At 71.9% G+C, this 19,230-nt stretch carries 20 protein-coding genes and 1 pseudogene; 13 read left to right on the top strand and 8 right to left on the bottom strand.

The genetic code is table 11. The annotated features are described in order from the left end of the window. The first annotated feature begins 70 nt into the window (after nucleotides 1–70). A complete protein-coding gene (locus tag AB0M28_RS29305; protein ID WP_365411470.1) occupies nucleotides 71–1,006 on the top strand; it encodes a LysR family transcriptional regulator in 936 nt (311 codons plus the stop codon). A 29-nt stretch (nucleotides 1,007–1,035) separates the two neighbouring features. Here AB0M28_RS29305 and AB0M28_RS29300 read toward each other — a convergent pair whose 3' ends face one another. After that, complete coding sequence (locus tag AB0M28_RS29300; protein WP_365411467.1) at nucleotides 1,036–1,353, bottom strand: hypothetical protein; 318 nt, start codon at nucleotides 1,351–1,353, stop codon at nucleotides 1,036–1,038. A gap of 148 nt (nucleotides 1,354–1,501) precedes the next feature. Between AB0M28_RS29300 and AB0M28_RS29295 the strand changes: the two genes are divergently transcribed. The 3 genes from AB0M28_RS29295 (at nucleotide 1,502) to AB0M28_RS29285 (ending at nucleotide 4,949) form a co-directional block, all read left to right on the top strand. Then, a complete protein-coding gene (locus tag AB0M28_RS29295; RefSeq protein ID WP_365411465.1) occupies nucleotides 1,502–1,960 on the top strand; it encodes an SRPBCC domain-containing protein in 459 nt (152 codons plus the stop codon). Between the two features lie 199 nt (nucleotides 1,961–2,159). Continuing rightward, nucleotides 2,160–3,908 (top strand): glycoside hydrolase family 18 protein, encoded by a 1,749-nt coding sequence (locus AB0M28_RS29290; RefSeq protein WP_365411506.1) that lies wholly within the window; start codon nucleotides 2,160–2,162, stop codon nucleotides 3,906–3,908. Between the two features lie 114 nt (nucleotides 3,909–4,022). Beyond that, nucleotides 4,023–4,949 carry a hypothetical protein gene (locus tag AB0M28_RS29285; RefSeq protein ID WP_365411462.1) on the top strand — a complete coding sequence of 309 codons (927 nt, stop codon included), beginning with the start codon at nucleotides 4,023–4,025 and terminating at the stop codon, nucleotides 4,947–4,949. 64 nt (nucleotides 4,950–5,013) lie between these two features. Here AB0M28_RS29285 and AB0M28_RS29280 read toward each other — a convergent pair whose 3' ends face one another. After that, on the bottom strand, nucleotides 5,014–6,387 hold the full coding sequence (locus tag AB0M28_RS29280) for a glycoside hydrolase family 16 protein (protein WP_365411459.1): 1,374 nt from the start codon (nucleotides 6,385–6,387) through the stop codon (nucleotides 5,014–5,016). A 270-nt stretch (nucleotides 6,388–6,657) separates the two neighbouring features. Between AB0M28_RS29280 and AB0M28_RS29275 the strand changes: the two genes are divergently transcribed. The 4 genes from AB0M28_RS29275 (at nucleotide 6,658) to AB0M28_RS29260 (ending at nucleotide 10,101) form a co-directional block, all read left to right on the top strand. Continuing rightward, nucleotides 6,658–7,683 carry a LacI family DNA-binding transcriptional regulator gene (locus AB0M28_RS29275; protein WP_365411456.1) on the top strand — a complete coding sequence of 342 codons (1,026 nt, stop codon included), beginning with the start codon at nucleotides 6,658–6,660 and terminating at the stop codon, nucleotides 7,681–7,683. A gap of 72 nt (nucleotides 7,684–7,755) precedes the next feature. Beyond that, complete coding sequence (locus AB0M28_RS29270; protein ID WP_365411453.1) at nucleotides 7,756–8,835, top strand: dihydrodipicolinate reductase; 1,080 nt, start codon at nucleotides 7,756–7,758, stop codon at nucleotides 8,833–8,835. After that, entirely contained in the window at nucleotides 8,835–9,314 is a 480-nt protein-coding gene (locus AB0M28_RS29265; RefSeq protein WP_365411450.1) for a carboxymuconolactone decarboxylase family protein, read from the top strand. Before AB0M28_RS29270 ends, AB0M28_RS29265 begins: the two co-directional genes overlap by 1 nt. A gap of 34 nt (nucleotides 9,315–9,348) precedes the next feature. Continuing rightward, the gene (locus AB0M28_RS29260) at nucleotides 9,349–10,101 is read left to right on the top strand and encodes a DUF5984 family protein (RefSeq protein ID WP_365411447.1); all 753 of its coding nucleotides are present in this window, start codon (nucleotides 9,349–9,351) and stop codon (nucleotides 10,099–10,101) included. On the opposite strand, the gene AB0M28_RS29255 is transcribed toward AB0M28_RS29260, so the two are convergent. Next, nucleotides 10,086–10,757 carry a methyltransferase domain-containing protein gene (locus AB0M28_RS29255; protein WP_365411444.1) on the bottom strand — a complete coding sequence of 224 codons (672 nt, stop codon included), beginning with the start codon at nucleotides 10,755–10,757 and terminating at the stop codon, nucleotides 10,086–10,088. The genes AB0M28_RS29260 and AB0M28_RS29255 overlap by 16 nt on opposite strands. A gap of 59 nt (nucleotides 10,758–10,816) precedes the next feature. Between AB0M28_RS29255 and AB0M28_RS29250 the strand changes: the two genes are divergently transcribed. From AB0M28_RS29250 to tnpB, 3 genes are all read left to right on the top strand, one after another. Then, nucleotides 10,817–11,287 (top strand): HIT family protein, encoded by a 471-nt coding sequence (locus AB0M28_RS29250; RefSeq protein WP_365411441.1) that lies wholly within the window; start codon nucleotides 10,817–10,819, stop codon nucleotides 11,285–11,287. 124 nt (nucleotides 11,288–11,411) lie between these two features. Beyond that, nucleotides 11,412–11,984 carry an IS607 family transposase gene (locus AB0M28_RS29245; protein ID WP_365411438.1) on the top strand — a complete coding sequence of 191 codons (573 nt, stop codon included), beginning with the start codon at nucleotides 11,412–11,414 and terminating at the stop codon, nucleotides 11,982–11,984. After that, on the top strand, nucleotides 11,985–13,442 hold the full coding sequence (gene tnpB / locus AB0M28_RS29240) for an IS607 family element RNA-guided endonuclease TnpB (RefSeq protein WP_365411435.1): 1,458 nt from the start codon (nucleotides 11,985–11,987) through the stop codon (nucleotides 13,440–13,442). A 65-nt stretch (nucleotides 13,443–13,507) separates the two neighbouring features. Here the strand turns inward: tnpB and AB0M28_RS29235 are convergent, their stop codons facing one another. The 5 genes from AB0M28_RS29235 to AB0M28_RS29215 form a co-directional block, all read right to left on the bottom strand. Further along, on the bottom strand, nucleotides 13,508–14,716 hold the full coding sequence (locus AB0M28_RS29235) for a M14 family zinc carboxypeptidase (RefSeq protein WP_365411432.1): 1,209 nt from the start codon (nucleotides 14,714–14,716) through the stop codon (nucleotides 13,508–13,510). Between the two features lie 51 nt (nucleotides 14,717–14,767). Next, nucleotides 14,768–16,048 carry a M14 family zinc carboxypeptidase gene (locus AB0M28_RS29230; RefSeq protein WP_365411429.1) on the bottom strand — a complete coding sequence of 427 codons (1,281 nt, stop codon included), beginning with the start codon at nucleotides 16,046–16,048 and terminating at the stop codon, nucleotides 14,768–14,770. 188 nt (nucleotides 16,049–16,236) lie between these two features. Next, nucleotides 16,237–16,875, bottom strand: coding sequence for a helix-turn-helix domain-containing protein (locus AB0M28_RS29225; RefSeq protein ID WP_365411426.1), 639 nt, complete (start codon nucleotides 16,873–16,875; stop codon nucleotides 16,237–16,239). After that, nucleotides 16,865–17,599, bottom strand: a complete 735-nt coding sequence (locus AB0M28_RS29220; protein ID WP_365411423.1) for a hypothetical protein — start codon at nucleotides 17,597–17,599, stop codon at nucleotides 16,865–16,867. Before AB0M28_RS29220 ends, AB0M28_RS29225 begins: the two co-directional genes overlap by 11 nt. Next, nucleotides 17,599–18,321 (bottom strand): ATP-binding cassette domain-containing protein, encoded by a 723-nt coding sequence (locus tag AB0M28_RS29215; protein WP_365411420.1) that lies wholly within the window; start codon nucleotides 18,319–18,321, stop codon nucleotides 17,599–17,601. The genes AB0M28_RS29220 and AB0M28_RS29215 overlap by 1 nt, the downstream gene beginning before the upstream one ends. A 165-nt stretch (nucleotides 18,322–18,486) precedes the next feature. Between AB0M28_RS29215 and AB0M28_RS29210 the strand changes: the two genes are divergently transcribed. Continuing rightward, entirely contained in the window at nucleotides 18,487–19,110 is a 624-nt protein-coding gene (locus AB0M28_RS29210; protein WP_365411417.1) for a hypothetical protein, read from the top strand. A gap of 43 nt (nucleotides 19,111–19,153) precedes the next feature. Continuing rightward, nucleotides 19,154–19,230, top strand: a pseudogene (locus AB0M28_RS29205) (alpha/beta hydrolase); the annotation flags it as partial.

Genomic DNA, 19,230 nt, shown 5'->3' with positions numbered 1-19,230 from the left:
GCATCAGCAGGTCAAACAACTGACGTGTCAGCAACCCACAACCAATGGTTGTTCACTAAGGTGGGTCGGCATGGATCTCGAGGCAGTACGCACCTTCGTCGCCGTCGTGGAAGCGGGACAGTTCCAGAAGGCCGCCGGCGACCTGTCGATCACCCAGCAGGCCGTGTCCAAACGCATCGCCGCGCTGGAGCGCACCCTCGGCGTGCGGCTGTTCATCCGCGCCCCGCGCGGCGCCGAACTCACCATCGACGGGCAGGCGTTCCTCCCCCACGCGCGCGAGCTGCTGCGCGTCGCCGAGCGCGCGGGGGCGTCCGTACGCCCGGGCCGCCGCCCGCTGCGCGTCGACGTCCTCACCTCACGCAGCGCGCAGTCGAGCCTCATGCGCGGCTTCCACCGCGCGCACCCCGAGATCGACCTCGACGTGCTGATGCTGACCGACATCGAGGCGGCCGTCACCGCCATCCGCTCAGGCGCGATCGACGCGTCCTTCCGCGCCGTCGCCGCGCCCGGCCGGCCCCTGCCCGAGGACATCGAGTCCGTCCGGGTGCTCGACGAGCCGCTCCAACTCCTCACGGGCCCCGCCCACACGCTGGCGAACGCCGGAACGGTGACCGTCGCGCAGCTCGCCGGGCACCGCATCTGGATGCCCGGCATCGCCCCCGGCACGGAATGGGGGGCCTACTACGACGACCTCGTCGCCGAGTTCGGCCTCACCATCGAGGTGACGGGCCCCAACTTCGGCTCCGACGCGCTCCTCGACACCATCGCCGACACCCCGGCCCTGGCCACCTTCATGGGCGAGCACTCCCGCCTCATCTGGCCCGCCGGCCACGGCCTGCGCCGCATCCCGGTGGCCGACCCGACGCCGGTCTACCCGCACTCGCTCCTCTGGCACCGGGACAACCCCCACCCGGCGCTCACGACCCTCCGCGACCACCTCGCCACGACGGCGCCGGGCCACGACGCGGCCGGGACCTGGACACCGGGCTGGGTGATTCCACGGTGAACGCCCCCGGCCCGCGCGCATGGTGCCCTTCAGAAGAGCGCAGGCAGCTCCCCGGCTTTCGCCATGGCTTCCTCCAGCGACCAGGTGGCATGGACGTGCGTGGTGGTCCACTGGACCAGCCTGCTCTGCATGATGAACTCGCGGACCGGCTCGATGTCCGGGGCCTCTACCACCGCCATGACCACGTGATCAGGGCCGTACACCCTGAGGGTGACGATCTGCACGCCCAGCTTCTCAGCCAGAGCGGGCAGCTCCTTGGATCCCTCCTCCATCAGCGCACGCGTCTGCGCATTGGCGGTAGGGCACAGATTCGGCGAATGCTCAGACATGATGACGAACTGGGTCATGAGTCCCCCTTCACTAGAAGGTCCCGCTTTGCCTTATTTTACGGCACCTGCTGCCGACCCGGCACCGGGCCACCGCCGGCCGCCGATCCGCAGCTAGGATTGAGGTGCGGTGCTCCATCTCGGCACCTTCCGCCGGAGGAGGTTCGCGATGACACACGACGGCGCGCTGAGGCTGCACATGCGGCGCATCCTGCGCGCACCGCACTCGGCCGTGTTCCGCGCCCTGACCGAACCGCGGGAGCTGGCGAAGTGGTGGGGCCCTGACGGATTCACGACCCCGAGCGCGGAAAGCGACCTTCGGCCAGGAGGGGGCTATCGGCTCGCGATGCAGCCGCCGGAAGGTGACCTGTTCTACCTGGTGGGGGAATTCCTTGAGGTCGACCCTCCGAACACCCTCTCCTACACCTTCCGTTGGGAGGATCCCGATCCGGAGGACCGGGAGACGGTGGTAACGCTGTCGCTTCGCGATATCGGCGGTACGTCGACCGAGCTGACCTTCACCCAGGGCGACTTCGCCACCGAGCGGCGCCGCGCCCTTCACGACGAGGGGTGGACGCAGGCTCTCAACAAACTGGAGAAGCTGGTGTCGTCGACTCCGTCGGCCTGAGACGAACAGCCCGGCCGGATCCACCGGGGGATGGCCCGATCCGGCCGCTTTACCGCAACCCTTGACATCCGTATTGGTCTGGACCAAGGTTCGGTCAACCCCCCAACTCCGGAGGAGTCCCGTGGACCGCACCAGACCCTTCAGAAGCACGATTGTCAGGCTCATTGCAACCCTGGCCGCCCCTCTCCTCGCCGCCGCGATGCTGTCGGCCGCCGGTCCCGCCCGGGCGGCGGACGGCGAGGTCGCCGTCAACGGCGGCTTCGAGTCCGGCCTTTCCGGCTGGAGTTGCACCGCAGGCAGCGGGGCCGCCGTGGGCAGTCCCGTCCACGCCGGCAGCGGTGCGCTCAAGGCGACGCCAGCCGGCAGCGACAACGCCCAGTGCACGCAGACCGTCACCGTCCAGCCCAACTCCACGTACACCCTGAGCGCCTGGGTGCAGGGCAGTTACGTCTATCTCGGGGCCAGTGGCGGCGGGCTGGCGGACACCTCCACCTGGACGCCCTCCGCGACCACCTGGCAGAAGCTCAGCCTCACCTTCACCACGGGTGCGTCCACCACCTCCGTCGGCATCTACCTCCACGGCTGGTACGGGCAGCCCGCCTACTACGCCGACGACGTGAGCCTCTTCGGCCCGGGCGGCGGCGGGGGCGGCACGCAGCCGCCGGCGGCCCCGACCGGGCTCACGGCCGGCTCCGCCACCTCCAGCAGCATCGCCCTGTCGTGGAACGCCGTCAGCGGCGCGACCGGTTACAACGTCTACCGGGACGGCGCCAAGGTCGCGTCCGTCAGCTCGCCCTCCGCCACCGCGACCGGGCTCGCGGCATCCACGGCGTACAGCTTCCAGGTCACCGCCACCAACGCGGCCGGCGAGTCCGCCAAGTCCGCGGCGGTCACCGCCTCGACCACCAGCGGCGGCGGGGGCGGAGGCGGCGGCCTGCCCGCGCACGCGCTCGTCGGCTATCTCCACGCCTCCTTCGCCAACGGCTCCGGCTACACACGGATGGCCGACGTACCGGCCTCCTGGGACGTCATCAACCTCGCCTTCGGCGAGCCGACCTCCGTCACCTCCGGCGACATCCGCTTCAGCCTGTGTCCGCAGACCGAGTGCCCCGGGGTCGAGTCCGTGGCCGAGTTCAAGTCCGCGATCGCCGCGAAGCGCGCGGCGGGCAAGAAGGTGCTGCTGTCCATCGGCGGCCAGAACGGACAGGTGCAGCTGACCACCACCGCCGCCCGGGACGCGTTCGTGGCGTCGGTGAGCTCGATCATCGACACCTACGGCCTCGACGGCGTGGACATCGACTTCGAGGGGCACTCACTCTCCCTCAACACCGGCGACACGGACTTCCGCAACCCGACCACGCCCGTCATCGTCAATCTGATCTCGGCGCTGAAGTCCCTGAAGTCCAGGTACGGTTCGTCGTTCGTGCTGACGATGGCGCCGGAGACCTTCTTCGTCCAGCTCGGCTACCAGTACTACGGCTCCGGCCAGTGGGGCGGCCAGGACCCGCGGTGCGGGGCGTACCTGCCGGTGATCTACGCGCTGCGCGACGACCTGACGCTGCTGCACGTCCAGGACTACAACTCGGGACCGATCATGGGCCTGGACAACCAGTACCACACCATGGGCGGCGCGGACTTCCACATCGCCATGACCGACATGCTGCTCACCGGCTTCCCGGTGGCGGGCAACACCTCGCGGATGTTCCCGGCGCTGCGCCCGGACCAGGTCGCCATCGGCCTGCCGGCCAGCCAGAACGCGGGCAACGGCTACACCGCCCCCGCGGACGTGAACAAGGCCCTGGACTGCCTCACCAAGGGCACCAACTGCGGCTCGTACGCGACCCATGGCCAATGGCCCGGGATGCGGGGGCTGATGACCTGGTCCATCAACTGGGACAGGTACAGCGGCTGGCAGTTCATGAACAACTTCAACTCCTACTTCCCGTAGGAGCACCCGGCTCCTACGGGAAGTAGGAGCACGGCCGCCGGCCGGGACGGGGCGACCCGTCCCGGCCGCTAAACCTGTTGACACGGGTACCGCCCCGGGTGATCAGCTGACCGGGTGAGCGACGTCCTGGAAATCGTGTGCGACGAGTCCGGATCCGACGGCGAGAACCTGATGGGCGGCAACACCGCCGTGTTCGCCCACTCCGGCGTACACATCTCCCCGGCCGAGGCGGCCGCCCCGATGGCGGAGGCGCGGCGGCGGATCGGCTCGCCCGCCAGCATCTACGGGGCCACCCACTTCCTGCGCCCCAAGCACCGGGACGCGCTGCTGTGGCTGCTCGGCCGGGACGGACCGCTGCACGGGCGCGCGCATGTGCACCTCACCGACAAGGCGTACTACGCCGTCCGCCAGGTCATGGAGCTACTGCTGGGCGAAGGCGAAGAGGACCGGGCGCCAGCGGCCCGGGAGCTGTACCGCACCGGCCGGGAGAAGGCCGACCCCGTGCAATGGACGCTCTTCCTGCGGGCCGCCAACGATCTGATGCGTACCAAGCCCCAGGCCGCGGACCCGGTCGCGGTGTTCTTCGCCCAGGTGGGCGAGCTGCAGACCGCATGGGGCGCGTCCGGCGCGCAGCTGGAGCGGCTGGCGGGTACGCGGGCGCGGGCCGAGGAGTTCCGGGCCCGGCTGCTCGACGCGCCCGCGGCCGTTCCGGCCATGGACCCCTTCCTGCCCGCGCTCGTCCGCACCGTGGAGCACTGGAGCGCGCCGGGTCGCCCGGTGACGATCGTCCACGACCGGCAGAACGCGCTCACCGAGGAGCGGCTCGCCTGGCTGCGCGGCCGGGTCGGCGACCGGCTGGCCGAGGTGCGGATGAACGACCCGAAGACGGACGTCCGTATCCAGCTGGCGGACTTCCTCGCCGGCATCGCCCGCAAGGCCGCCTCCGACGAGCTCGCCGGACGCCCCGATGTCCAACTGCGCGAGCTGCTGCGGCCGTACGTGGACCGCCGCTCCGTGTGGAGCGGCGGTCCCGTGTGGTGAGGGCGCCCTCACCGGGGACGCGCGAGCTCACCCTGACCTATGTGCTCACGCGTGACCCACGTGCTCAGTGCCCGAAGGTGAACCAGTTCACGTTCACGTAGTCCGCGGGCTGGCCGCTGGTGAACGTGAGGTACACGTCGTGGGTGCCGGTCACCGCGCTGATGTTCGCCGGGATGGTCCGCCAGGTCTGCCAGCCGCCGGTGTTGCCGACGGCGAAGCTGCCGACCGGCGCGTTGCTCCGGCTGTCGAGCCGGACCTCCACCAGTCCGCTGACGCCCGCACCGGCGCCGCTGGCCACCCGGGCGGAGAACTGGGTGGCAGGCGTGGAGCCGAAGTTGACGCCCCGATACAGGGCCCAGTCGCCGTTCGCAATCCAGCCGATGTTCTGGCCGCCGCCGGTGTCCGAGGTGGCCTCGGCCGAGATCCCGGACTGCCCGTCGTACGACTCGGCCTGGATGGTGCCGTAGGCGTCGCGGTTGCCGGTCGGCGGCGGGGTCGTGCCGCCGCCCGTCTGCCAGACCGCGACGTAGTCGACGATCATCGGGTGGCCGGGCACGGTGGCGGCGTCGGGTCCGCCGCCGAAGGCGTTCACGAAGCCGCCGCCCATGGCGACGTTCAGGATGATGAAGTAGCCGTGGTTGGTGGCGTTGGTCCAGGTCGTGGCGTCGACCTGGTTGGCGCGTACGGTGTGGAAGTTGACGCCGTCAAGGTAGAAGCGGATCTCCTCGACGCTGGTCGAGCGGTCCCATTCCAGGCCGTAGACGTGGAAGTCCTGCTGGCAGGTCGTGGGCGAGCAGGCGCGCTGGCCGCCGATGCCGGAGGTCTCGTTGCAGGGGCCGCCGGGGGTGGTGCCGCAGTGCATGGTGGCCCAGTTGTTGTTCAGACCCTGCACGTTCTCGAGGATGTCCAGTTCGCCGACGCTCGGCCAGTTCCACCAGTTGCCCCGGTACGGGGCGCCGAGCATCCAGAACGCCGGCCAGTAGCCGCGGGCGGCCGTGCCGGTGACGTTGGGGAGCTGGACGCGGGACTCGACGCGCAGCTTGCCGCCGGCCGGGGGCTGGAAGTCGGAGCGGACCGTCTCGACGCGGCCGGAGGTCCAGTTGCCGGCGGCGTCGCGGCGGGGGGTGATGCGGAGGTTGCCGGTGCCGTCGAGGGAGACGTTGGAGGTGCTGGACGTCATGGTCTCGATCTCGCCGGTGCCGAAGTTGGCGGGGCCGCCCGGGTAGCTGGTGCCGGTGGTGTACTGCCAGTTGGCGGTGTTCACGCCGGTGCCGGAGGCGCCGTTGAAGTCGTCGAGGAAGACCCGGGTCCAGCCGGAGGGGTCGGGCGGTGCGGCGCCCTGGGCGGCCGGGGGCAGCAGGACGGCGGCGGTCAGCGCCGCCAGCAGCGCCGTGAACGCGGCCAGTAAGGCGCGCGTGCGGGTGCGGTGGGCATGCATGGAGACCTCTCTTCGGACATGTGGGGTGCCGGTGGGGATGAGAGCGCTCTCAGACAGAAGGTGCGCGGATAGCGTGCTCCTGCAGGGGCATGACGGCAAGAGGTGTGCGTTGATTTGCTGTTGTTGGCTTGTTTGCTTCAACATCTGAAGACAGTCCGGGGATTGGAGGGCGTGGGTGAGAGCGCTCTCAGGCCGTGCGGGCGCCCGCACGGATACGCTGTTGCCCACTTCGCCGTGTTCTGCGGACCTCCGCAGGAGGGAGCGCCCGCCGTGCCCGTCCGCCGCCCCACCCTGGAGGCCGTCGCCGCCCACGCCGGGGTGTCCCGGGCCACGGTCTCCCGCGTGGTCAACGGCACGGCGGGGGTACGGGACGAGGTGGCCGCCCGGGTGCGCGCGGCGGTCGACGAACTCGGCTACGTCCCCAACCAGGCGGCCCGCACCCTGGTGACGCGACGCCACGACGCCGTCGCCGTCGTCGTCGCGGAGCCGGAGACGCGGGTGTTCACGGACCCGTTCTTCGCCAAGCAGCTGCGCGGCATCGGCAAGGAGCTCTCCGCGCACGACGCGCAGTTGGTGCTGCTGCTGGTCGAGGACACCGGCGACTACGAGCGGGTGGGCCGCTATCTGGCCGGCGGCCACGTCGACGGGGCGCTGGTGTTCTCCCTGCACAACGACGATCCGCTGCCGGGCATCACCCGCCGGCTCGGCGTCCCCACGGTCTTCGGCGGCCGGCCCGGGTGGGCGGGCGCGGAGGGCGACCGCGCGGTGCGCTACGTGGACTGCGACAACCGCGGCGGTGCCCGCGAGGCCGTACGGCATCTGGTGGAGCTGGGCCGGCGGCGTATCGCGCACATCTGCGGGCCGATGGACCAGACGGCGTCGCTCGACCGGCTCGCCGGATACCGCGACGTGCTCTTCGACGCCCCTCCGGCGCTCATCGAGGAGGGCGGCTTCAGCGCCGCCGGGGGCGAGCGGGCGATGGCCCGGCTGCTGGAGCGCGAGCCCGCGCTGGACGCCGTGTTCGCGGCGTCCGACCTGATGGCGTCCGGTGCGCTGCGCGCCCTGCGGGCGGCGGGGCGGCGGGTGCCGCAGGACGTGGCCGTCGTGGGCTTCGACGATATGCGGGAGGTCGCCGAGTCGTGCGAGCCGCCGCTGACGACCGTACGGCAGGACATCGAGGAGATGGGCCGACTGATGGTGCGCCTGCTGCTCGACCGGCCGCGTGGCTCGGCGGGGGTGCCCGGGGCGGTGTCGGTGGTGACCCGGACGCGGCTGGTGCGGCGGGAGTCGGCGTAGCCGCCCGCGATCGGACCCACGGACCGTTGCACGGCTCTGGGAACCTGCGATGCCGCCCGCTACCCTCCGCGCATGATTGCGACCGTGGTGTGGGGAACGGGGAACGTCGGGCGCGCCGCCATCCGCGCCGTCGTGGCGCATCCCGCGCTGGAGCTGGCGGGCGTGCTGGTGCACGACCCGGCCAAGGTGGGCCGCGACGCCGGTGAACTCGGCGGCCTGGACCGGGAGCTGGGCGTACCGGCGACCGGTGACGTGGACGCGGTGCTGGCGGCCCGGCCGCGGGCGCTGGTGTACGCGGCGTCCGGCGACATCCGGCCCGACGAGGCGCTGGCCGACGTCGTACGGGCGGTGCGGTCGGGGTGCGTGGTGGTCACGCCGGCGCTGTACGCGCTGTACGACCCGGTGAGCGCGCCCGCCGAGATGCGCGACGCGGTGCTGGCCGCCGTCGCCGAGGGCGGGGGCTCGCTGTTCGTGTCGGGCGTGGACCCGGGCTGGGCCAACGACGTACTGCCGCTGCTGGTCAGCGGCCTCGGCAGCACCGTGGACGGCATCCGCTGCCAGGAGGTCTTCGACTACTCGACCTACGACCAGCCGGACTCCGTACGGTACCTGGTCGGCATGGGCCAGCCGATGGAGTACGAGCCGCCGATGCTCGCGCCGACCGTGCCGACCATGGTGTGGGGCGGGCAACTGCGCCTCATGGCACGGGCGCTGGGCGTCGAACTGGACGACATCCGCGAGACGCTGGACCGGCGGGCGCTCGAGGAGACGGTGACGACGCGGACGATGGGCACCTTCGACGCCGGCACGCAGGGCGCCGTGCGCTTCGAGGTCCAGGGCATCGTCGACGGCGAACCGCGCCTGGTCATCGAGCACGTCACCCGTATCCATCCGTCCTGCGCCCCGGACTGGCCGCAGCCCCCGAACGGCGCCGGCGCGCACCGCGTCGTCGTCGAGGGACGCCCGCGCATCGAGGTCACCGTGGAGGCGGACGACGAGGGCGACAACCGCGCCGCGGGCGGCAACGCGACGGCCGTCGGCCGCCTCGTCGGCGCCGTCGACTGGCTGGCGGCGGCCGAGCCGGGGCTGTACGACGCGCTGGACGTACCGCTGCGGCCGGCGGCGGGCAGGCTCTCGGGGAAGCGCCAGTGATGCGGATCGACGTCCCCAAGGGACGCAACCCGATCGAGTACGTCTGGGGCGAGCTGGTCCCCGGCATCGGCCCGGCGGCCTCCGCGTTCTCCCTAGCCGTGTACGCAGACTCCACCCTGGGACTGCGGGAGTTCGAGGCGGCACGCCTGCGGATCGCACAGCTGAACGGCTGCCTGTTCTGCCTCGACTGGCGGACCGAACGCGACGGGGAGAAGGTCGAGCCCGGCTTTGCGACCGCGGTACGCGAGTGGCGTACGGCGCCTGCCCTGGGCGAGCGGGCGCGCCTGGCGGCGGAGTACGCGGAGCGCTATGTCACCGACCACCATGGGCTGGACGACGACTTCTGGTCGCGGATGGCGGCCCACTACTCCCAACGGGAGGTCGTCGAGCTGACGATGTGCCTGGGCTCGTGGCTGGCCTTCGGCCGGCTGAACCGGGTGCTGGGCCTGGACGAGGTGTGCGTACTGCCGGGGCACTAGCGAGCTCAGTGCGAGGCCCTGCGAGACTCCGCCGGTGATCCGCTTCCGCTTCGCGCTGACCCCGCTCGCCAACGTGGTCCCCTGGGGACGGGACCGGGCGACCCAGCACTGGTTCGGTCTGTCCGACGGCGCCTACTGGGTGGAGACCGAGGAGCACGAGCTGCTGCGCTACGCCGAGCCGACGCTCCGGGCTCGCCCCGACTCCCGGCGTCCGCCGTACGTCGACTACTACGTCGTGCGCCTGTGGGAGGACCTGCTCGCGATGCTGCCGGAGGTCCTCGAACCCGTGCCCGGCGACCTGCTGCCGTTCGTCTCCGGCGCGTTGCCGGAGCTGGACGGCGACGAGGTGGATGACGACGTCCTGACGGCACTGGACTGGCACGGCGGGCACGTCCTGAACCTCGGCTATCTGCGCAATGCCCCGACCCTGCGCTGGTGGCGCGACACCACCGGCGGGACCGACGTCGTACGCACCGACTGGCGCCACGACCCGGATCCGGACATCGCGTTCGCCGGGCCGCCCGCGCTGCGGTTCTCCGTACCCACGGAGGCGTTCGTCGAGGCGGTCACCCGGTTCGACCGGGAGTTCCTGGCGGCGATGGAGGAACGGGTCGCGGCGCTGGAAGCGGCCGGTGGGCTGCCGGGTGTGGAGGTCGACCTGGCCGCGCTGCGGGCCGAGCAGAGGCAGCGTGCGGGCCTGCTGCCCCAGGTACGGGGGCGGCGGTTGGCGACCGACTGGGAGCGGGTGCGGGCCGGGGTCCGGTCGCTCGGTCAGGCGCGGGCGTAGTACGCCGCCACCGCCGGCTGGCCCGTGTAGTTCGGGCCCCCTTCCGCGTCCGCGCCCAGCGAGCGGAACGGGAGGCGGACGGTGGCGGGGCCGTGCAAGGTCAGTCGGTGGTGGCGGTGGGTGTACGTGAAGCCCGCCGCGCGCAGGGACGCCAGCACAGGGCGGGCGGCGGGGGCGCCGTCCTCGAAGCGGACGGATGCCGGGTCGAAGTGCGCCGCAAGAAGGCCGCCGTTCGGGGTGAGCCAGGTTGCCGCGCGGGTCAGCAGGCCCAGCGGATCGGCCAGGAAGTGGAGGCCGTGGACGCACGTGATCAGGTCGTAGGTCCGCGACGCGCGCCAGTCCGAGACGGAGGCCGTGAGGAGTTCGAGGCTCGGCGGGAGCGGAGCGCCCCGGAGCGGGCCGACCAGGTCCACGCCGGTCAGCGACGCCCCGGGCGGGAGGTGCGCCGCCGCCTCGCGCAGGGCGTGGCCGGAGCCGCTGCACAGGTCGAGCCAGGCGGGGGTCGGGGCGGCCGATCGGAGGTGGGCGAGCGGGTCGAAGCCCGGCTCGCGTGTGTAGCTGTTGACGCCGGAGAGGCCGCGCTCGCGGTTCATGGTGTTGTTGGCTACGACGCTGGTGTCCTCCAGTTCGTGCGCCGCAAGCAGCCGCCGGTCCATGCGCGGATTATGCCTGACCGGGTCTGGCGTCACGCGAGGGGATGCGTCAGCATCGGCGGATGGCCGACGACAGTGCGGGCCCCGTGGCGGGCTGCTACGTGTGCGACAAGCACCGCGGGCTGCGGCACGCGATGCCCGGTGGACCCCTGTGGGCGGACGAACTCACCGTCGTCACCCACATCGACCCGCGTGACACGGCCGTCGACGACGTCTACCTCGGGCACCTCCTCGTCGAGCCCCGGCGCCACGCCCCCGGCCTCGCCGACCTCACCGCCGACGAGGCCCGCCACGTCGGCCAGTGGGCCTCCCACGCCGCGCGGGCGCTGCGCGAGGAGGCCGGCGCGGAGCACGTGTACGCCGCGGTGATCGGGGACGGGGTGCCGCATCTCCACCTGCACCTGATGCCGAGGTATCCGGGGACGCCCCGCGAGTACTGGTGGGACCGCGTCAACGAGTGGCCGGACGGGCCGCACGGCGGGGTGGCCGAGGCAGCGGAGCTGGTCGCCCGGCTGCGCTCGGTCACCCCCTGACGGTCCGGCTGCGCCCGGTCACCCTTGGCCGTCCGCCCGTGAAGCCCTGGGGGGTGACAGCTGCTACAGATGTTCTAGTCATACATAGTCATATCTAGTTGTGTGTCTCGCGTATTTTGGTCTCGTGAAGCTTGCGGAGTGGGCTCGTCAGCAGGGTGTGAGTTACCAGACCGCCTGGCGGTGGGTGAAGGACGGGAAGATGCCCGTCCCGGTCCGTCAGGCGCCGTCCGGGACGTGGCTGGTCGACGAGGCCGCCGTGCAGCCGTCAGGGCGTGTGGTGGTGTACTGCCGTGTCTCGTCCGCCGACCGGAAAGCCGACCTTGAGCGGCAGGTCGCTCGGGTCGTGTCCGGCGCGAACGGGCTCGGTCTGGCTGTCGCCGAGGTGGTTACGGAGGTCGGTTCGGGGTTGGACGGGCGGCGCCGCAAGCTGCACCGGGTGCTGTCCGACCCGCAGGCGGCGGTGATCGTGGTCGAGCACCGCGACCGGCTGGCCCCCTTCGGCGTCGAGCACCTCGAAGCCGCGCTGTCGGCGTCCGGGCGTCGGCTCGTCGTCCTCGACCCCACCGAGACCGCTGACGACCTCGTTCGGGACATCACGGAGGTGCTCACCTCGATGTGCGCGCGCTTGTATGGGCGGCGGGCTGCGAAGAACCGTGCCGTCCGCGCGGTGGCCGTGGCGACCGGCGAGGACGCCTGAGTGAAGAAGTTCCAGCCGCAGCCCGGGTTCGTGGTGCAGGCGTTCCGGTTCGCCCTGGATGCGAACGCCGTGCAAGAGGCCGCGCTGCGCTCGCACTGCGGGGCCGCCCGCGCGGCCTACAACTGGGCTGTCGGCTGGGTGACCGCGTCGTGGTGGCAGCGCCGCGTGGAGGAGACCTACGGCGTCCCCGAGGCCAGGCTGACGCCGTGGCGGCCGTGGTCGCTGCCGTCGCTGCGGAAGGCGTTCAACACGGCCAAGCGCACCGATCCGAGGTTCGCGGCCTGGTGGGAGGAGAACTCCAAGGAGGCGTACTCCACCGGGCTGGCGAACGCCGCCACCGCGTTCGACAACTACGCGAAGTCCAAGAACGGCAAGCGGCGCGGCCAGCGCATAGGAGCGCCCCGGTTCAAGCCGAAGCGCAAGGCGCGTCTGTCCTGCCGGTTCACCACCGGCACGATCCGCGTGGACGCCGATGGCCGGCATGTGACGCTGCCCCGGCTGGGCGCGCTCCGCACCCACGAACCCACCGTCAAACTCCTCGACCGCGTGAACGCGGGCACGGCGCGGATCCTCTCCGCCACAGTGCGCCACGAACGCGGACGCTGGTTCGTCTCGTTCCAGGTCGAGGTCGAGCGCGACCTCGAACGCGTGGCCCGCCCGGACGTGGCCGTCGGTATCGACCTCGGGGTGAAGTCCCTCGCGGTCATGGCCGACAGCACCGGCGAGATTCGCACCGTCGCGAATCCCGGGCACTACGACGCCGCACGCAAGCAACTGCGCCACACCTCGCGGACCGTGTCCAGGCGCCAGGGCCCCGACCGGCGCACCGGACGTAAGCCGTCGAAGCGGTGGGAGAAGGCCAACGCCGCACGCAACCGCGTGCACCACCGGGTGGCGAACCTCCGCGAAGACGCCCTGCACAAGCTCACCACCAGCGTTGCGGCCGAGTACGGCACGATCGTGGTCGAAGACCTCAACGTCGCCGGGATGCTGAAGAACCGGCGTCTGGCCCGCCGTATCGCCGACGCCGGATTCGGCGAGATCCGCCGCCAGCTCGACTACAAAACCCGCCAGCGCCACGCCACCCGCCTCGTGGTCGCGGATCGCTGGTACCCCTCCTCCAAGACCTGTTCCGGGTGCGGCGCGGTGAAAGCCAAGCTGCCGCTGCACATCCGGACCTACCAGTGCGATCGCTGCGGCCTGGTCATTGACCGGGACGACAACGCCGCACTCAACCTCGCCGCCCTCGCGGCAGCCGCAGCAACTGGTACCGGAGTGGCCGGAGACCAGGACGCCCCCAAGCGGGTGTCGAAGCCTCGTGGAGCCGACCACAAGACCCGCGCCACCCGCCCGCGCCGCAAGGCGCAGGCGGGGCGGGCAGGTGGCGCAACCCTGCCGCACCAGCGGCAGACAGAAACGAGAGACCGTACTCACGCCGAGCCTCTGACGCTCTGGTGACGAGGCGGACCTTCCGGGCCGAAACGCCCGGAATGCTGAGAACCTGACTACGGTCTCGGCAACGGCTACCAGTACTTCGGCAGGCCGTAGAAGTCGTCACCGTTCAGGGTGTCGACGGAGTCGTCGGCCATCCGCTGGGCGATGCCCTCCACCCCGGCCTCGACGGCCGACACGAGCAGGCCCTTCTCCTTCTGGCCCCAGTCGTCCTGCTGTCCGCGCACCTCGAACAGCACCGTGCCGGTGCCGTTCAGCGCGAACGCCGAGCGCGCCTGGCCCGCGAAGTCGCGGTCGAAGCTGTAGCCGTCGGCGATCTGCTGGTGGACGTACCGGGTGGCACCGCCGGAGAACGGCGACGTCGCGGACGAACCCGCGTGGTCGGCCATCCCGAGCGCCGCGGCGAGCGCGAAGCGGCGGGACTTGTCCTGGTCGAGCAGCGGCCAGTCGTCGTACCGCGGGTTGCCCAGGGCCTCCGAGCCGAGCGGCGGGAAGTCCAGCGCGACGGTGGGGTACTGACCGGTGTCGTTCTGCTGGTCGCAGGGGCCGCGGTGGTGCAGGTCGACGTACGCGTCGACCGCGCCGAACTCGGCGCGCAGACCGACGTACAGGTCGCGCAGCGCCTGGCCCTCGTTGGTGAGGTAGGCGCCGGGCTCGGTCTCGTTCGTCGGCAGGTCGGACGGCTGCGGGTTCGTCAGGTCGAGCCGGGCGTTGAAGTCCCGGTTGACGTCGAATCCCTTGGCGCCCGTGCTGTAGTAGAACGGCGGCTCCTGTCCGGCGAGCTGCGGGAACTCCTGCTCGACCTCCGTCCAGGGGAAGTCGTTCTGGCGGCGGTTGAGCTCCGCGCCGTCGGGGTTGAACTTCGGTACGGCGACGAGCGTGATGCCCTCGCGGATCGCCTCGGCTTCGGCGCTGTTGCTCGTGGCTAGCTCCTGGAGTACGCGGAGCAGGGCCTCGGTGCCGGTCTTCTCGTTGCCGTGGATCTCGCTGGTGACGAGCAGGACGCGGTCGCCGGTGCCGACCCGGGCGGCCCAGATGTCGCGGCCCCGCCGGGACTCGCCTATGACGGAGACGTCGAGCCGTCCGGAGCTGCGCGCCTCGATCGCGGCGAGCCGGTCGCCCAGTTGCTCGTGGCTGGTCCAGCCCTCGTCGGAGACGTTTCCGGGCAGGTTCTGGCAGTTCGCGTTGGGGCTGGTCTGCGCCTCGGCGGCGGCCGGGGCGAGCAGCGTTGCGCCGAGCAGGGCCGCGGCGCAGGCGGATACGAGTGTGCGTGGCTTCATCGGTGCTGCGGTACGTCGTGTTCCGAGCTTCATCGATCCTCCGGTCAGGGTCTATTCCGAGTCGGCTTCGTGGACGTCGAAGTCGGCCTCGCCGGGCGGGGGGAGCGTGGTCACGGGGTCGAGGCCGACCTTCTCGCGGCAGAAGTTGTAGTTCTCGAGGGTGTACTCGCGTGCCGCCAGGCACTTGCCGAGCAGGGATGCGCTGTCGGGCGCGAGCACCAGGGCCTCGGCGATCGCCGGGTCCGCCTCGTACAGGCTGCCGTTGGCGAGGGCGCGGACGGCGGAGATGCCCGCGACGTAGCCGGTCTGCGCCATCATCCCGGCGGCCTTCTGGCCGACGCCCCGCAGCTCCACCAGGACGGACGCCGAGCCGAGGAGTCCGTAGGCGTTGCGGGAGATGCCGGGCGGGGTGGTGCCCGGGTAGCGCGAGAAGTTGGCGTAGCCGTACGGGGCGAGTTCGGTGAGCAGGGTCGACACGACCTGCTTCGAGCGGTGGACGGAGTCGTCGAACTGCGGGCGGATGCCCAGCGTGTCGGCGGTCGCGGTGGCGTTGGGCCACAGCGTGGAGCCGGTCACCAGGTCGCCGTCGGCGTCGAGCGGGGAGCCCTGGTGGTGCAGGTCCATCACGACCTCGACGGTGTCGGCGCCGCCGGCGGCGTCGTACGCCGCACGCACGGCCATCGACTCGGGCACCGGGTTGTCGCCGCGACCGGTGCCGACAGGGCCGGTGTTGGGGTCGTCCCTGGGGTCGGCGCGGAGGTAGGAGTGGTAGCGGTTGATGTCGTACCCGCGGCCCTCGGCGTAGAAGGCGGGGCAGGGCGTGGGCGGGCAGACGGCGGGGTCGACGTTCTGGCGCCAGGGCTCGCCGACGGGTGTCGCGTCGAAACCGTCGACGTTGACGCGGGGCATGATCGTGACGGTGAGTTCGTCGCGGATCGCCCTCGCCGGGGCGGCGTTGCTGGTGAGGGCACGGATGATCTCGACGGCGGAGTTGCTGACGACGTACTCGTCGCCGTGCTGGTTCGCGATGATCACGATGCCGCGGGGGCCGTCGCCGATGGTGACGATGGGGATGCCGCGGTTCGCGCCCTTGGAGCGGATGGGCGAGTAACCCAGTTCGGCGCCCTGGCCGGAGGCCACGAGGCGTTCGAGGGTGGAGATCAGCTGGGGGTAGTCGCGGATGGCGGCGAGCGATTCGTGCTGGGTGGGCATCACCCAGGGTCCGTTGGGTCTGCTCTGCGGCGGCTGGTCCTGGGCGGGTGCCGGCGCGGTCGCCAGCGCGGTGAGCAGGGCGGCGGCGCCCAGCGCGGCCGCGGTACGCAGGAGTTTCACGGTCGATCCTCCGGGGTGCGTGTGGCCTCGGGCGGTCCCCCGCGCCCGGTTCGGTCCCCGTGGTCGTGTGGTCCGCGCTCACCTCCCGTCGCCTGGGCATCAGGCATACCGACGTACGCTAGGCGTCCTTGGCCCCCTCGCCAATGCCCTGGAACGATGAAGATTCAACTTTGACCGGAAACCGATCATCACCCGTCGGCGGGCGGGGCGATGCCGCGCATCACGGTGGCGACGATCCCCTCGGCGTACCCGGGCGGCACGGTCAGCTGCTGCGGGCCGGGGTGGAACAGCCGGGGCAGGATCAGCTCGTGGCACGCGCCCATGATCATCGCGGCCGCCGCGTCAGGGCTGGCGTCGGGCGCGATCCGGCCGAGTTCCTGCTCGGCCCGCAGATAGGCAGCGAGGGCGGCCTTGAAGCCGCCCCCGCCCCCCTGGAAGCCGGCGCCGTGGAACCGGGTCAGCACCTTGGGCCGGCCGAGCAGCCCGGCGAACACCGGCACCAGCCGGCCGAGGACGGTCAGCCCGCGCTCGATGAACGCGCGCAGGTTGTCCTCCACCGTGCCCTGCCCGGCCACCGGGGGTTCGCTCGCGCCGGCGGTCACCTCGTGCACGTGGGCGCTGAGCGCCAGGGCGAGCAGTTCTTCCTTGCCGTCGAAGTGGTTGTAGAGCACCCCGTCGGCGACCTGCCCGGCGCGGGCGATCTCCCGTACCGTCAGATCGGCCGTGCCGCGCTCGGCCACGAGGCGTGCGGCGGTGGCGATCAGATGCTCGCGCAGCGTCTGATCGCTTCCGCTCTCCCGCAGAACCGCAGGTCGTCTAGGTGACATCACGTCGCAGTGTAATCAGCCCGGCGAGCCCGGCGATCACTGCGGCGTATCCGACGAGCAGCACGGCCCCCGCCGCCTGGGACAGCAGATCGTCCTGTACGGCGTTGCCGAGGGCGAACGCGGCGCCACTGGGCAGCCACTTGCCGATCTCCCCCGCGGCGCTGCGGATGATGCCCTCCACGACGTTGAGCCAGGCGAGCGCGCCGACGATGCCCAGCACCGGGTTACGGGTCAGGGCGCCCACGGCCACGCCGATCACGGCGTACCCGGCGCACCAGGCGGCGCCGCCCGCGAGGGTCTGCCAGACGTAGGCGTCGCCCGGTGCCAGGGCCTTGTCCTGGGCGCTCAGCCAGGGGGCGCTCACCGCCAGCGTGGCCAGGGCCGAGGCCAGCCCGGCGACCGTGCCGACGCCGAGGCCGGTGAGGAGTTTGGCGCCCATGACCCTGCCGCGGGCCGGGGTGGTCAGATACGTGTCGGTGATCGTCTTGTGCCGGAACTCCCCGGCGCTGATCAGCACGCCCAGCACCAGGGCGAGGACCGATCCCATGCCGGCGCTGAACAGCACGCGCTGCTTGCCGGCCTGGGTGACCAGCTCGCCGCCCGGGTCGCCGATCAGCAGTCCGGCCGCGTGCAGCGCGGCGAGCAGCGCGGTGGCGCCGAGCAGGACCCAGGTGCTGCGCACCGAGGCGAGTTTGCGGAGCTCGTTGGAGACGAGGACGCGCATCAGCGGGCCACCTCCCCGGTGTGGCCGACCAGTGTCAGGAAGGCGTCTTCCAGGGTGCCGCCGTCGGCGGTGAGGCCGTCCACGGGGCCCTCGTAGCGCAACCGGCCGCCGGCGATGACGACGGCGCGGTCGGCGTACTGGGCCACCTCGGCCAGCAGATGGCTGGAGACCAGCACGGTGCGGCCCTGACCGGCCAGTTCGCGCAGCAGGTCGCGCAGCCAGCGCACGCCGACGGGGTCGAGCCCGTTGGTCGGCTCGTCGAGTACGAACACCTGGGGGTCGCCCAGCAGGGCGCCGGCCACGGCCAGCCGCTGGAGCATGCCCAGCGAGTAGCCGCCCGCGCGGCGCCCGGCCGCCTCGCCGTCCAGTCGTACGGCGGCGAGCACCTCGTCCACGCGCCGGCTGGGCAGGCCCGCGGCGTGGGCGAGCAGCTCCAGATGCGCGCGGCCCCGGCGCCCGGGATGCACTCCGGCGGCCTCCAGTACGGCTCCGACCGTGCGGCGCGGGTGCGGAAGCTCGCGATAGGCCGCGCCGCCGATGAGCGCCTGCCCGGCCGTCGCCCGCTCCAGCCCGAGGAGCACCCGCAGGGTGGTCGTCTTGCCGGCGCCGTTGGGGCCGAGGAAGCCCGTCACCTGGCCCGCGGGCGCGGTGAACGACAGGTCCTCGACGGCGTGCACCGCGCCGAACGTCTTCGTCAGCCCCCGGATCTCGATGTCCGGCATGCCACCTCCAGTATGAACGCAGGTTCATGAACTTGCGTTCATCATAGACACACGTGGGCTGCCGCCGTCACGCCGGGGGCAGTTCGGGCTCCGGGCTGCTGGGCTGAAGAGGTGATCGGCGCGGGCGTCGCACACCCTGACCCGACTCGTCTCGTTGTGCGGGGCATGAGCGCACGAGTACGCGCGGCTGCGGCCGCGGTCGAGCAGCTGCCCGCCGATCCGGGTCTGCTGGTGTTGGAGTACGAACTCGAGCGGGTCGCGCTGGCCGAGGCCGACGACGACGCGCTGGAGGCGTGGACGGTCACCGTGGTGCATCCCGGGTCCGTCGAGGACGACGAGGACGCCGGCGAGATCGGCCGGATGGAGCTGGTGCGGCTGTGCCCGGCCGACGGGCACAGCCCGGCGCGGGCGGCCGACGACTTCGGGGACACCGCGGCCCGCGTCGCCGCGGCCGTCTTCGACCCGGCGACGGGCGGGTACGGCAAGGCGTTCCGGGCCGCGGTCTCCGGCTCCGAGGGCGATCTGCTGCTGGTGGAGAGCGTCGAGCTGGACACCGAGTGGTCGGACGTCGGGCTCGAGTCCGCACTGGTCGCGGAGGCCATCGCCACCCTCGGCCGGGGCTGCTGCGCGGTCGTGGCCGACGAGCGCGCCGGCGACTGGGGCGCCCTGGGCTTCACCGCCTTCCAGGACCGCGTCGTCCTGCTGGACCCCGCGCGGGGCGCCGCCCCCGGCCTGCGCGCGGCGGGCCGCAAGGCACTCGCCGAGCTGTCGGCGGCGTACGGCGCCTGACCGGTAGGCCGGGCGGTCGGCGGTGCTCCCGAAAGGCACGATCATGCGCTTCATTTCTGAGCAGCGTCTCGACGACGGCGTCCTCGAGCGCGAATTCCTCCTCGGTGAGATTCCCGGCAC

Source organism: Streptomyces sp. NPDC051940, from assembly GCF_040680895.1.
GTDB lineage: Bacteria > Actinomycetota > Actinomycetes > Streptomycetales > Streptomycetaceae > Streptomyces.
The sequence above is the reverse complement of the archived record's forward strand: the minus strand, read 5'-3'. Positions and strand labels throughout refer to the sequence as shown.